The organism is Pseudomonas sp. 2995-3 (assembly GCF_002742565.1).
Lineage (GTDB): Bacteria > Pseudomonadota > Gammaproteobacteria > Pseudomonadales > Pseudomonadaceae > Aquipseudomonas > Aquipseudomonas edaphica.
Genome location: NZ_LJSB01000230.1, coordinates 1 through 13,124, shown reverse-complemented (window position 1 = coordinate 13,124; position 13,124 = coordinate 1). Strand labels below are relative to the sequence as shown.

The following is a 13,124-nucleotide window of genomic DNA, read 5'->3' as shown; positions in this document are numbered from 1 at the left end:
CCAGCGCTTCAAAGCCCGCAGTATTCCAAGGCGTCAGCCTGCGTGATCGAGCTATGATCGGCGCATCTGAACCGGACACCCCTGACCTATGGCCGTTGACCTGCACGCCCTCTACCCGAAATTGATCCACTTGATGCTGGACACGGTCTTCGTGGTCGACAGTGACAACCTGATCGTGTTTGTCAGCGATGCCTGCGAAGCCCTGCTCGGTTACCGCGCCGACGAACTGACCGGCACCCCCATTACCGACTACATGCACCCCGAAGACCTGGCACGCACGCGGGCTTCGATTGTGCGGGTCATGAATGGCCGGCCCCATGTGGATTTTCGCAACCGTTATCTGCGCAAGGATGGCAGCGTGGTGCACATCCTGTGGGCAGCGTTCTGGTCCGAAGAAGTCGGCGCGCGCATCGGCGTGGCGCGCGACGTGACGGCGCTCACCCAGGCCGAGGAGGAACTGCGCTTCCTCGCCCACCATGACCCGCTGACGGCGCTCACCAACCGCTCGTTGTTCAACGATGGCCTGGCGTCGGCCCTGCACACCGCACAGCGTCATAACACCCGGCTGGCGTTGCTGTTTCTGGACGTCAATGACTTCAAGGGCATCAACGATGTGCATGGCCACGCGGTGGGCGATCGCGTGCTCTGCGTGATTGCACGGCGGCTGGAACGTTGCGTGCGTGACAGCGACCTGGTGGCGCGCATGGGCGGCGACGAATTCACGGTGTTGCTGACCGATGTGCAGTCACACGAAACGGTTAGCGCCAAAGTCGCGCAAATTCTCGCGGCCATGGCCGAGCCGCTGGGCGCTGAGTTTGGCCCGGTCAAGATGCCGTCGTGCAGTGTGGGCGTGGCGTTTTATCCGGCCGACGGTGCAGACGCCGATACCCTGCTCAGCCACGCAGACAGCGATATGTACAGGATAAAAAGGCTGCGGTTGGCCGCCGAGTGATGAAACTTCCTACCCGAACCTTTCCCGCCAAAAACGGATTGGTTAGGATCGCGGTCCACTTGAAGGATCATTGCAATGACTATTCGACCTCGCGTGGCCGCCGACGACCCGGTGCTGGGCGCACTGTGGGAGCGCTCGGTGCGAGCCACCCATGACTTCCTCCCCGAGGACGACATCCAGCGTTTGCTGCCGCTGGTGCGCGACGCCTACCTGCCAATGCCGGCCCTCGACGTGTGGGTGTATGAAGACCACCACGGTATCGCCGGTTTTATCGGCACTGGCGGGCATAACGTCGAAATGCTGTTTATCGACCCCGAGCGCCGCGGCCAGGGCGTCGGCCGCCAATTGCTCGACCACGCCCGCGCCCGTCATGACACGCTGACCGTGGACGTCAACGAACAAAACCCGCAGGCCGTGGGTTTCTATCTGCATTATGGTTTTATCCAGGTCGCGCGCTCGCCGCTGGATGGCGAAGGCAAACCCTTTCCCTTGTTGCACATGGCATTACCGACTCACTCACTTGAAGGTACTGAACAATGCTGATCAAGAAAGCCCTCACCACTGTCACCCTGCTCGCTTCCCTGCTGGGCGCCTCTGCGGCATTTGCCCACGCCCATCTCAAAAGTTCGACACCGGCGGCAGACAGCACGGTTGCTGCGCCCGCCGACCTGCGCCTGACCTTCAGCGAAGGCGTCGAGGCCACCTTCACCAAAGTGTCCCTGAGCAAAGACGGCACCGAACTCGCCATCAAAGGCCTGGAAACCCCGGACGCCGACAAGAAAACCCTGGTGGTCACACCCGCCGCGCCGCTGGCCGCCGGCAACTACAAAGTGGTGTGGAACGCCGTCTCGGTCGACACCCACAAGAGCAACGGTGAATACAGCTTCAAGGTCGGCCAATAACCCATGGCAACCCTGCTGGTGCTGTGCCGCTTCGTGCATTTCATCGTCGTGCTGTTGATGTTCGGGGCCTGTGCCTTCAGGCCCTGGCTGCTGGGCAACGAAGTGCAACCGGTACTCGACCGACAACTGCTGCGCATCACCCGCGCCCTGGCCTGGCTAGGGTTGTTCTCCGGCGTGGCCTGGCTGCTGTTGATCACCGCCAGCATGGCGGGCAGCTGGGACGCGGCGCTGCAACCGGCCACCGTACAGTTGGTGCTGGGCAAAACCTTTTTCGGCCAGGTGTGGGTCTGGCATCTGTTGCTGAACCTGCTGCTGGTAGTGGTGTTGCTCAAACCCTGGCCGGCCTTGCGCCTGCCGTTGACCGCACTGCTGCTGGCGACGCTGGCACCGGTCGGCCATGGCGCCATGCTCAATGGGCTGAGCGGCCAATTGCTGATCCTCAATCAAGTGGTGCACCTGGTGTGCGTCGGCGCCTGGCTGGGCGGGTTGTTGCTGCTGGTGCTGATTCTGCGGCTGTCGCCAAAGCCTGCGCTGGAGCCGATCCTCAAGCGCTTCAGCGGCTTAGGTTATGGCCTGGTTGCCGGTTTGCTGGTTACGGGTTTGATCAATGTTCGCGTGCTGACCGGGCAGCTGTGGCCCACGCCGCTGTTTAACGGGTTTGCGCTGATTCTGTTGATCAAGGTGCTGCTGGTGCTGGGTATGTTGGCGCTGGCGCTCTTGAACCGGTTGCGTATCGAGCGCTGTGAGGAGCGAGTGGGCAGTTTGAAAGCCAGTGTGATGCTCGAATGGTTGCTGGGTATTGCAGCAGTAGCCGCGGTGTCCCTGCTGGGCACCTTGCCGCCGATGGTGATGGTCGGCTGAAGATCTCTGTGGGAGCTGGCTTGCCTGCGATGCAGACACCGCGGCCCCACAGTTACACCGCGTCGATGCCATCGCAGGCAAGCCAGCTCCCACATGGACCGTGCCCGCTTTTCATCGATGCGCACTTGGTCATCGTATAACTTCTGCTTGACAGCCCCCGAAAACCCCGCAAATATCCCTCGCAATGTTGTACGACAACGTATAACAAATAATAAAAACAACAAAATGGAAGGGAGCTTCACTGTGCCTCAATTCGCCCGCAATTCCTCCTCGCGTCTCGGTCTTATCAGCCTCAGCAGCCTGGCACTAGCCCTGCCCCTCAGCGCCCAGGCAGAAGGCTTTATCGACGATGCCAAAGCCACGCTCAACCTGCGCAATGCCTACTTCAATCGCAATTTCACCAACCCCACGTACCCACAGGCCAAGGCCGAAGAATGGACGCAGAACTTCATTCTCGACGCCAAATCCGGCTTTACCCAAGGCACCGTGGGCTTCGGGATTGACGTACTCGGCCTGTATTCTCAGAAGCTCGATGGCGGTAAAGGCACCGGCGGCACCCAACTGTTGCCGCTCGACAGAGATGGCCGCCCTGCCGACAATTTCGGACGCCTGGGCGTGGCACTGAAAACCCGGCTGTCCAAAACCGAACTGAAAGTTGGCGAATGGATGCCGGTACTGCCGATCCTGCGCTCGGACGACGGCCGCTCCTTGCCGCAGACCTTTCGTGGCGGCCAGGTAACCTCCAATGAAATCGCCGGGCTGACGCTCTACGGCGGGCAATTTCGCGGCAATAGCCCACGCAACGATGGGAGCATGGAAGACATGTTCATGAACGGCAAAGCCGCGTTCACCTCGGACCGTTTCAACTTCGGCGGCGGCGAATACACCTTCAACGACAAACGCACCCAGGTCGGCGTGTGGTACGCCGAACTCACCGACATCTACCAGCAGCAATACCTGAACCTGACCCACAGCCAGCCGGTCGGCGACTGGACGTTTGGCGCCAACCTGGGGTTCTTCAATGGCAAGGAGGACGGCAGCGCCCTGGCCGGCAACCTCGATAACAAAACCTATTCCGCCCTGCTCTCGGCCAAATACAAAGGCAACACCTTCTATGTCGGCCTGCAAAAACTCACCGGCGACAGCGTGTGGATGAGGGTCAACGGCACCAGCGGCGGCACCCTGGCCAACGATAGCTACAACGCCAGCTACGACAATGCCAAGGAAAAATCCTGGCAGATACGCCATGACTTCAACTTCGTGGTACTCGGCATTCCGGGGCTGACCATGATGAACCGGTATATCAGCGGCAATAACGTACACACTGGCGCCATCACCGACGGCAAGGAATGGGGCCGCGAGTCGGAGCTGGCCTACACGGTGCAGAGCGGCACACTGAAGGATTTGAATGTGCGCTGGCGCAACTCGACCATGCGTCGGGATTTCAGCAACAACGAGTTTGATGAGAATCGGATCTTTGTCAGCTACCCGATCTCGTTGCTGTAACGCGCTCCCTGCAGGCACTGACATGTGTAGCAGCCCGCTTGTGTGGGAGCTGGCTTGCCTGCGATAGCGCAGGATCAGCAAAAGAAATGTCAGTTAGCCGACCGCAATCGCAGGCAAGCCAGCTCCCACCTTTTGAGCATCACTTGCCTGCAAGGGCGTTGACAACCCAGGGAGTCCAAAACGATACTTCCATCAAGTCATACGACAACCTACAACAACAATGGAATTCCCATGACCACCACCACGCCTGTCCCCTTCAACCGCCTGCTGCTCACCGGCGCCGCCGGCGGCCTGGGCAAAGTCTTGCGCGAACGCATGCGCCCTTATGCCCAGGTATTGCGCCTGTCGGACATCGCCAACATGGCCCCGGCGGCCGGTGAGTTCGAAGAAGTGCAACCCTGTGACCTGGCCGACAAACAGGCTGTGCACCAACTGGTGGAAGGCGTCGATGCCATCCTGCACTTCGGCGGTGTGTCGGTGGAGCGCTCTTTCGAAGAAGTGCTGGGCGCAAACATCAGCGGTGTTTTCCATATCTACGAAGCCGCCCGCCGCCATGGCGTGAAACGAGTGATCTTCGCCAGCTCCAACCATGTGATCGGCTTTTACAAGCAAGACGAACAGATCGACGCCCACTCCCCACGTCGCCCGGACAGCTACTACGGCTTATCCAAATCCTACGGCGAAGACATGGCCAGCTTCTACTTCGACCGCTACGGCATCGAGACCGTGAGCATCCGCATCGGCTCCTCGTTCCCGGAACCCCAGAACCGCAGGATGATGCACACCTGGTTGAGTTTCGATGACCTGACCCAACTGCTCGAGCGCGCGCTGTACACGCCCAATGTCGGCCACACCGTGGTCTACGGCATGTCGGATAACCTCGACACCTGGTGGGACAACCGCTACGCCGCGCACCTGGGTTTTGTGCCCAAGGACAGCTCCGAGGTGTTCCGCACCAAGGTCGAAACCCAGCCGCCAGTGGCCGCCGATGACCCGGCCGCGGTCTACCAGGGCGGCGCGTTCTGCGCGGCGGGGCCGTTTGGTGACTGAACGTACATCAACCCAAGGGAATGAGTTGCCATGACCGCTGAACTGATCGTCGACGCCCGCAATGCCGTGGGTGAATGCCCGGTGTGGGTGCCGCAGGAAAACGCGCTGTACTGGGTGGACATCCCCAACGGTGGCCTGCAACGCTGGGACGCCGCCACCGGCCACGTCGCCGCCTGGAAAGCCCCGCAGATGCTCGCCTGTATTGCCCGCACCGACGCGGGCAATTGGCTCGCGGGCATGGAAAGCGGGTTTTTCCAACTCACCCCGCATAACGACGGCAGCCTCGACACCACGCCTCTGGCGAGCATCGAGCACCCACGCCCGGACATGCGCCTCAACGATGGCCGCTGCGATCGCCAGGGCCGTTTCTGGGCTGGCAGCATGGTGCTGAACATGGGCCTGAATGCGGCCGAAGGCACCCTGTACCGCTATGCGTCAGGCGCCGCGCCGCATGCGCAACTGAACGGGTTCATCACCCTCAATGGCCTGGCGTTCAGCCCGGACGGCCGCACGATGTACGCCTCGGATTCACACCCGCTGGTGCAGCAGGTCTGGGCGTTCGATTACGACATCGACACCGGCACGCCATCCAACCGCCGCGTATTTATCGACATGCATCAATTCCTCGGGCGCCCCGATGGCGCGGCAGTCGACGCCGAGGGTTGCTACTGGATCTGCGCCAACGACGCGGGGCTGGTTCACCGCTTCACCCCGGATGGCCGTCTGGACCGCTCCCTCAGCGTGCCGGTAAAAAAACCCACCATGTGCGCCTTCGGCGGCAGCCGGCTGGACACCTTGTTCGTCACCTCGATTCGTGATGACCACAGTGAGCAGTCGGTCGCCGGCGGCGTGTTTGCCCTCAACCCCGGCGTCAGCGGATTGCCGGAGCCCACGTTCACCCTCTAGCTGCATCGCTGTGCCTTGAATACAACAACAATAAGACAGGAGTGACACCCCATGGACTTCAAACGCACTTTGCTCGCCGCTGCATTCTTTACCCTCAGTACCGCCGCCCACGCGCTGGAAATCAAATTCGCCGACATCCATCCCGCCGGCTATCCCACCGTCGTCGCTGAACAGAACATGGGCAAGGCCCTGACTCAGGCAAGTAACGGCGAACTGACCTTCAAATACTTCCCGGGCGGTGTCCTGGGTTCCGAAAAAGAAGTGGTCGAACAGGCCCAGGTCGGTGCGGTGCAGATGACCCGCGTCAGCCTCGGCATCGTCGGGCCGGTGGTGCCGGACGTGAACGTGTTCAACTTGCCGTTCGTGTTCCGCGACCAGGCGCATATGCGCAAAATCATCGACGGCGAGATCGGCGATGAAATCCTCGCCAAGATCACCGACTCCGAGTTCGGCCTGGTGGCCCTGGCCTGGATGGACGGTGGCACGCGCAACCTCTACACCAAGAAGCCGGTGCGCAAGATCGAAGACCTCAAGGGCATGAAAATTCGTGTACAGGGCAACCCGATCTTCATCGAAGCCTTCAACGCGATGGGCGCCAACGGTATTGCCATGGACACCGGCGAAATCTTCAGTGCCTTGCAGACCGGCGTGATCGACGGCGCGGAAAACAACCCGCCGACCATGCTGGAGCACAACCACTTCCAGAACGCCAAGTTCTACACCCTCACCGAGCACCTGATCCTGCCCGAACCCATCGTGATGTCGAAGATCACCTGGAACAAACTCACGCCCGACCAGCAAGACCTGGTGAAAAAAGCCGCCAAGGCCGCCCAGGCCGATGAGCGCGCGCTGTGGGACGCCAAGTCCGCCAGCAGCGAGGAAAAGCTCAAGAAGGCCGGCGTCGAGTTCATCACCGTCGACAAAAAACCCTTCTATGACGCCACCGCAGCGGTTCGCGCCAAGTACGGTGCGGCTTACGCCGACATCATCAAGCGCATCGACGCGGTCGAGTAATCACCCTTTCCTTTAGTCAGGCCCGGCGCGGTCGGCATCGACGCGCCCGGTTACGGTGAACGCCATGAAGAATTTAGTGCTGCGCATCAACGACCGCATTTACATGACCTGCATCTGGGTCGCCGGCCTCTCGGTCCTCGGGGTCGCGCTGATCATTCCTTGGGGCATCTTCGCCCGCTACATCCTCGGCACCGGCGCAAGCTGGCCGGAGCCCACCGCCATCCTGCTGATGCTGGTGTTCACCTTTATCGGCGCCGCCGCCAGTTACCGTGCCGGCGCGCATATGTCGGTGGCCGTGGTCACCGACCGCCTGCCAGCGCGCCAACGGCAAATCGTCGGCGTTATCACGCAACTGCTGATGGCCACCATCTGCCTGTTCATGACCGTCTGGGGCAGCAAGCTGTGCCTGTCCACCTGGAACCAGTTCATGAGTGCGATCCCCACCCTGCGCGTGGGCATCACCTATATGCCAATCCCGATCGGCGGGCTGCTGACGCTGGTGTTCGTGCTGGAAAAACTCTTGCTCGGTGACCAGAGCCAGCGCCGCGTGGTGCGCTTTGATCTGGTTGAAGAAAACGAAGGGGCTGCCTGATGGACGCATTGATGCTGCTGGGCAGTTTTATCGCCTTGATCCTGATCGGCATGCCGGTGGCCTACGCCCTCGGGCTGTCGGCGCTGATCGGCGCGTGGTGGATCGACATCCCGTTCCAGGCCTTGATGATTCAGGTTGCGGGCGGGGTGAACAAGTTTTCGCTGATGGCGATTCCGTTCTTTGTGCTGGCCGGAGCGATCATGGCCGAGGGCGGCATGTCACGCCGCCTGGTCGCGTTTGCCGGGGTGCTGGTGGGGTTTGTGCGCGGCGGCCTGTCGTTGGTGAACATCGTGGCGTCGACGTTTTTTGGCGCGATTTCCGGCTCGTCGGTGGCCGATACCGCCTCGGTCGGTTCGGTGTTGATCCCGGAAATGGAGCGCCGTGGCTACCCGCGTGAGTTCTCTACCGCCGTCACTGTCAGCGGCTCGGTGCAAGCCTTGCTGACGCCGCCCAGCCATAACTCGGTGCTCTACTCCCTGGCGGCCGGCGGCACGGTCTCGATTGCCTCATTGTTCATGGCCGGCGTGGTGCCTGGGCTGCTGATGAGTGCATGCCTGATGGTGCTGTGCCTGATCTTCGCGAAAAAGCGCAACTACCCCAAGGGCGAGGTCATCCCGCTTAAACAAGCGCTGAAGATCTGCGCCGACGCGCTCTGGGGCTTGATGGCCATGGTGATCATCCTGGGTGGCATCCTCTCGGGCATTTTCACTGCCACCGAGTCGGCCGCGATTGCCGTGCTGTGGGCATTTTTCGTGACCATGTTCATCTATCGCGACTACAAATGGCGTGAGCTGCCCAAGCTGATGCACCGCACGGTGCGCACCATTTCCATTGTGATGATCCTGATCGCCTTCGCCGCCAGCTTCGGCTACATCATGACCCTGATGCAGATCCCGGCAAAAATCACCACGCTGTTCCTGACCCTGTCGGACAACCGCTACGTGATCCTGATGTGCATCAACGTGATGCTGCTGTTGCTCGGCACGGTGATGGACATGGCGCCGCTGATCTTGATCCTCACCCCGATTCTGCTGCCGGTGATCCTCGGTATTGGCGTGGACCCGGTGCACTTCGGCATGATCATGCTGGTGAACCTCGGGATCGGCCTGATCACTCCACCCGTGGGTGCGGTGCTGTTTGTGGGTGCGGCGGTGGGCAAGGTCAGTATCGAGAAAACCGTGACGGCGCTGCTGCCGTTTTATGCGGTACTGTTCCTGATATTGATGGCAGTGACTTACATTCCCGCGTTGTCCCTGTGGCTTCCCGGGCTGGTGCTCTGATGATTGAACTGGAAGACAGCCTGACCCATCTCACCCTCGCCCCGGCCGTAGGTGGCAGCCTCGTCAACTGGACGGTGCGCGCGACCGGGCAGCCGCTGTTGCGCCATAGCGACGAAGCTGCGCTGAACACCGGGCTGCCGGGCAAGCTGGCGTGTTACCCGCTGGCGCCGTGGTCCAATCGAGTTGCCCACGGCGGTTTCGACAACCCCGGCGGCTGGCTGGCACTCACGCCCAACAGCCCGCTCGACCCGCTGCCGATTCACGGTTCGGCCTGGCAACAGGCGTGGCAGGTGGTCAGCCAGACGGCGGATGAAGTGGTGCTGGAGGTGGTGTGCGACACGCCGTTTGCCTATCGCGCCGAGCAGCGGTTTCGCTTACGTGGCGGCGAACTGAGTATCGAGTTGCGCGTAACGCATCTGGCCGAAAAAGCCGCGTGGCATGGCTTGGGATTGCATCCGTATTTGCCACGAAGGCCCGGCACGCGGTTGCAGGCCAAGGCTTCGCAGGTGTGGATGAGTGATGCGTCCAAGCTGCCAACCGGGCTGGCGCCGGTGCCTGCCGAATGGGATTTCACTCAGCTCAAAGGGCTGCCGCAAGGCCTGGTGGACAATGGGTTTTGCCAGTGGGACGGGCGTTGCCGCATCGAACAGCCGGAGCTGGGCTATGCATTGGAGTGCCAGGCGAGCGGCGCCGATTACTTCCTGCTGTTCTGCCCGCCGGGGTTGGGGTTCTTTTGCATCGAGCCGGTGAGTCATCCGGTGAATGCGCATCACCTGCCGGGCAGGCCCGGCCTGAAGCTGCTGGAAAAAGGCCAGTCAACTCACCTCAATTTCACCCTGAAATACCAACCTTTATAACCAAAAAAAAACCTGTGGGAGCCGGGCTCGCCCGCGATGGCGGTGTGTCAGCCTGCACACCTGGACCTGACAAACCGCTATCGCAGGCAAGCCAGCTCCCACATTTTTGATCCGCATGGTGTCAAGGCGGGCTGTTTTTCAGGCGGCCCGCCGTGTCGATACTCACCACCACCGACAACCCCGGCCGCAGGCGCTCGCTCTCGGCCTGATCCGGGTCCACCGTAATCCGCACCGGCACCCGCTGCGCGATCTTCACAAAGTTGCCGGTGGCGTTATCCGCCTGCAACAGGCTGAACTCCGAGCCGGTCGCCGGGGAAATATGCTGCACCGTGCCGTGAAACTTGCGGTGGTTGAGCGCGTCCACGGTGAACGTCACCGGCTGGCCGACCTGCACATTGTCCATCTGGGTTTCTTTCATGTTGGCGATCACCCACAACTGCGGCGGCACCAGCGCCATCAACTGCGCGCCGGAGTTGACGTAGGCGCCCAGGCGCACACCGATCTGCCCCAACTGGCCGTCACGCGGCGCAATGATGCGGGTGTTGGACAGGTCGATACGCGCCAGCTCCACGGCCGCATCGGCACTGGCCACCGCCGCTTCGAGGGAACCACGATTGACGATCACGGTTTGCAGGTCCTGACGGGCGATTTCCAGGTTGGCCTGGGCCTGAGCCACCGCTGCGACGGTCTGCGCATTCGCGGCGCGGGTCACGTCCAGCTCGCGCTTGGACACTGAACCATCGCTGATCAACTCTTCATTGCGGCGCAAGTCGGCGGTGCTTTTGCGCGCCTGGGCCTGGCTGTCCACCAGCGCGGCCTGGCGCAGTTTGATGGTGGCTTCGGCGCTGTTGCGCTGCTGCACCACATTGGCCAAGGAGGCTTTCTGCACCGCCAACTGTGCCAGCGCCTGGTCAAGACGCTGCTTGTAGATGCGGTCATCCAGGCGCACCAGCAGGTCGCCGGCCTTGACGTACTGGAAGTCCTGCACCGGCACTTCATACACGTAGCCACTCAATTGCGGGCCGATAATCGTCACCTGGCCGCGCACCAGGGCGTTCTCGGTGGTTTCCACCGCACTGCTGAAGGGTGGCAATTGCCAGGCATACAGCACGATCAACACACCGACGATGGCAATCGCGGCAAAACCCAGCGATGAGATGATGCGCACTCGCAGCGAGCGCGGCTCCGTGACGGTCGAGCCCGGTGGTGGCGTGCCTTCCGGAGTGGAGGCGATGGCGTTGGTCGTGGTCGTGGTGGTGGTTTCGGTCATGAAGTAACGCCGCTGGGTTGAACGGGAGGGGCTGCTGCTTTGGTGGTACTCATCAGCCACAGGCTGCGGGTGAAGATCCAGAGCATGGTGAGGATCGCGATGATCGCGATCAGCATGAATACGTCGTTGTAGGCCATCACATTCGCCTCACGCGTGGCCGCCGTGGCCAGGCTGCGAATGCCCATGAGGTTGCGCAGTTCCGGGTCGGCAATCACACCGCCGTAGGCCGAGCCGCCGCTCTGCACCCGCGCCGCCACGCGTGGGTCGAGCAAGGTCAGGTGTTCGACGATCATGCTGGAGTGGTATTTCTCGCGCACGATCTGAAACGTGCCCAGCAACGCCGCGCCAATCAGGCCGCCGAGGTTCTGGCAGATGCCGAACATCACCGAGAAGCTCACCAGGTTGCGCGGGTTGGTCAATACGTTTTTTGTGCCCAGCACCATGGTTGGCCCCAGGAAGAAGGTGCCGCCAAAGCCTAGCAGGAACTGGCTGATATACAGGTTTTGCGGGCGGGTCAGGTTGCTGGAGAAACTGTCCATCACGGAGCCGGTGGCCATCAGCGCCAGGGAGATGATCAACGGCATCAGCAGGTGCGCCGGGTTGATCGTCAGCGCGCTGACCACCAGCCCGGCAATCGCCCCGGCCAGCATCACCACGTAGAGGGTGTGCATCTGCTGGTAGCTCATGTTCAACATCTGCATAAAGCCCACCGCGCCGGTGGACTGCTCGGACAGCACCATGCGAATCAGCACCACCGCCAGCGCCAGGCGAATCATCGCCCCGCTGCCGAGCCAACGCGTCATCAACATCGGGTTGGCGCGGTTATGCTCAATGGCCAGGCCGGCCATGATCAGCACCAGCGAACAGGCCGAGGCCACGCCGATCCAGGGCGCTTCCAGCCACCAGTCGATACGCCCCAACGACAGCACCGCGCAGAGCAACGCCACGCCGCTGGCAAGGATGGCAAAGGTGAGAAAGTCGAGTTTTTCAAAGGTTTTAAAACGGTCGCCGGGCGGCAGTTTGAGCATGAACACACAGCCCAGGCAGATCAGCGCCATGCCCAGCTCGAACAGGTACAGCCCGCGCCATTCGGCAATTTGCAGCAAGTCTTCGGAGAACAAGCGCGCCAGTGGCAGCGCCAACTGCGCAGTGCCCAAGCCCAGCACCAGAGCTTTGAGCCGCCACTTGGCGGGGAACGCCTGGATCATGTAGTACAAGCCCAACGAACTCAGCGCCGCACCGACCATGCCGTGAGCTGCCCGTACTGCAATCGCCGAACTCAAGTCGTTGACGAACAAATGGCCGAAGGTCACCAGCGCATACAGCACCAGAAACACCTCGGTAAACGCGCGCAGGCCGAACTGCTGACGAAACTTCACCAGCAGCAGGTTCATGCACACGTTGGTCATCACATAGGCGGCCGGCAGCCAGGCCATTTCTGCGGTGGTGGCACCCAGTGCGCCTTGCAGATATTGCAGGTTGGCGATCACCAGGGCATTGCCGAGCCCGCCGGTAATTGCCACCAGGATCCCGACCAACGCAAACAGCCAACGCTTGTGCGTAGGGTGCAGCGGCGTCGACGGCGAGCCGGGCAAGCTCGGCCGCTCGTGGGGTTGCCAAGTGTGGGGGGTGTATTTATCCATCGCATGACCTTGATGAGCCGACGTGCAAGGTCGGTAAATCCGTTACTCAGGGACCAGTAAACCTGAGAGGCGTTCATCTTGCCATGTCTCGTGCGGGCACGGTCAAAACTGTGGGAGCTGGCTTGCCTGCGATACAGACACCTCGGTGTGTCAGGTACACCGAGTTGATGCCATCGCAGGCAAGCCAGCTCCCACATTAGACCGAGTATGGCTCTGCTGTTGCTGTTGCTGTTGCTGTTGCTGTTGCTGTTGCTGTTGCTGTTGCTCCGGCCCTTACATCCTTTTCGATGA

General features: G+C 61.4%; 13 protein-coding genes. 11 read left to right on the top strand and 2 right to left on the bottom strand.

What is annotated here, in order from left to right:
- The first annotated feature begins 88 nt into the window (after positions 1 to 88).
- From AOA62_RS32610 to AOA62_RS24165, 11 genes are all read left to right on the top strand, one after another.
- The gene (locus tag AOA62_RS32610; protein ID WP_017136447.1) at positions 89 to 952 is read left to right on the top strand and encodes a GGDEF domain-containing protein; all 864 of its coding nucleotides are present in this window, start codon (positions 89 to 91) and stop codon (positions 950 to 952) included.
- Between the two features lie 75 nt (positions 953 to 1,027).
- Positions 1,028 to 1,495 carry a GNAT family N-acetyltransferase gene (locus AOA62_RS24210; protein WP_017136446.1) on the top strand — a complete coding sequence of 156 codons (468 nt, stop codon included), beginning with the start codon at positions 1,028 to 1,030 and terminating at the stop codon, positions 1,493 to 1,495.
- Positions 1,489 to 1,854, top strand: coding sequence for a copper homeostasis periplasmic binding protein CopC (copC, locus tag AOA62_RS24205; RefSeq protein WP_099550007.1), 366 nt, complete (start codon positions 1,489 to 1,491; stop codon positions 1,852 to 1,854). The genes AOA62_RS24210 and copC overlap by 7 nt, the downstream gene beginning before the upstream one ends.
- A gap of 3 nt (positions 1,855 to 1,857) precedes the next feature.
- Positions 1,858 to 2,715, top strand: coding sequence for a copper homeostasis membrane protein CopD (copD, locus tag AOA62_RS24200; protein ID WP_099550006.1), 858 nt, complete (start codon positions 1,858 to 1,860; stop codon positions 2,713 to 2,715).
- A 243-nt stretch (positions 2,716 to 2,958) separates the two neighbouring features.
- Positions 2,959 to 4,221 carry an OprD family porin gene (locus AOA62_RS24195; RefSeq protein ID WP_099550050.1) on the top strand — a complete coding sequence of 421 codons (1,263 nt, stop codon included), beginning with the start codon at positions 2,959 to 2,961 and terminating at the stop codon, positions 4,219 to 4,221.
- 231 nt (positions 4,222 to 4,452) lie between these two features.
- The gene (locus AOA62_RS24190; RefSeq protein ID WP_099550005.1) at positions 4,453 to 5,271 is read left to right on the top strand and encodes an NAD(P)-dependent oxidoreductase; all 819 of its coding nucleotides are present in this window, start codon (positions 4,453 to 4,455) and stop codon (positions 5,269 to 5,271) included.
- A gap of 30 nt (positions 5,272 to 5,301) precedes the next feature.
- Entirely contained in the window at positions 5,302 to 6,177 is an 876-nt protein-coding gene (locus tag AOA62_RS24185) for an SMP-30/gluconolactonase/LRE family protein (protein WP_099550004.1), read from the top strand.
- Positions 6,178 to 6,228: 51 nt separating this feature from the next.
- The gene (locus tag AOA62_RS24180) at positions 6,229 to 7,191 is read left to right on the top strand and encodes a TRAP transporter substrate-binding protein (RefSeq protein WP_099550003.1); all 963 of its coding nucleotides are present in this window, start codon (positions 6,229 to 6,231) and stop codon (positions 7,189 to 7,191) included.
- Positions 7,192 to 7,255: 64 nt separating this feature from the next.
- Positions 7,256 to 7,783, top strand: a complete 528-nt coding sequence (locus AOA62_RS24175; protein ID WP_017136439.1) for a TRAP transporter small permease — start codon at positions 7,256 to 7,258, stop codon at positions 7,781 to 7,783.
- Positions 7,783 to 9,063, top strand: a complete 1,281-nt coding sequence (locus AOA62_RS24170; RefSeq protein ID WP_017136438.1) for a TRAP transporter large permease — start codon at positions 7,783 to 7,785, stop codon at positions 9,061 to 9,063. Before AOA62_RS24175 ends, AOA62_RS24170 begins: the two co-directional genes overlap by 1 nt.
- Entirely contained in the window at positions 9,063 to 9,920 is an 858-nt protein-coding gene (locus AOA62_RS24165; RefSeq protein WP_099550002.1) for an aldose 1-epimerase, read from the top strand. The genes AOA62_RS24170 and AOA62_RS24165 overlap by 1 nt, the downstream gene beginning before the upstream one ends.
- 121 nt (positions 9,921 to 10,041) lie before the next feature.
- Here the strand turns inward: AOA62_RS24165 and AOA62_RS24160 are convergent, their stop codons facing one another.
- Complete coding sequence (locus AOA62_RS24160) at positions 10,042 to 11,190, bottom strand: HlyD family secretion protein (RefSeq protein WP_017136436.1); 1,149 nt, start codon at positions 11,188 to 11,190, stop codon at positions 10,042 to 10,044.
- Complete coding sequence (locus tag AOA62_RS24155; protein ID WP_017136435.1) at positions 11,187 to 12,833, bottom strand: MFS transporter; 1,647 nt, start codon at positions 12,831 to 12,833, stop codon at positions 11,187 to 11,189. The genes AOA62_RS24160 and AOA62_RS24155 overlap by 4 nt, the downstream gene beginning before the upstream one ends.
- Positions 12,834 to 13,124: the final 291 nt, after the last annotated feature.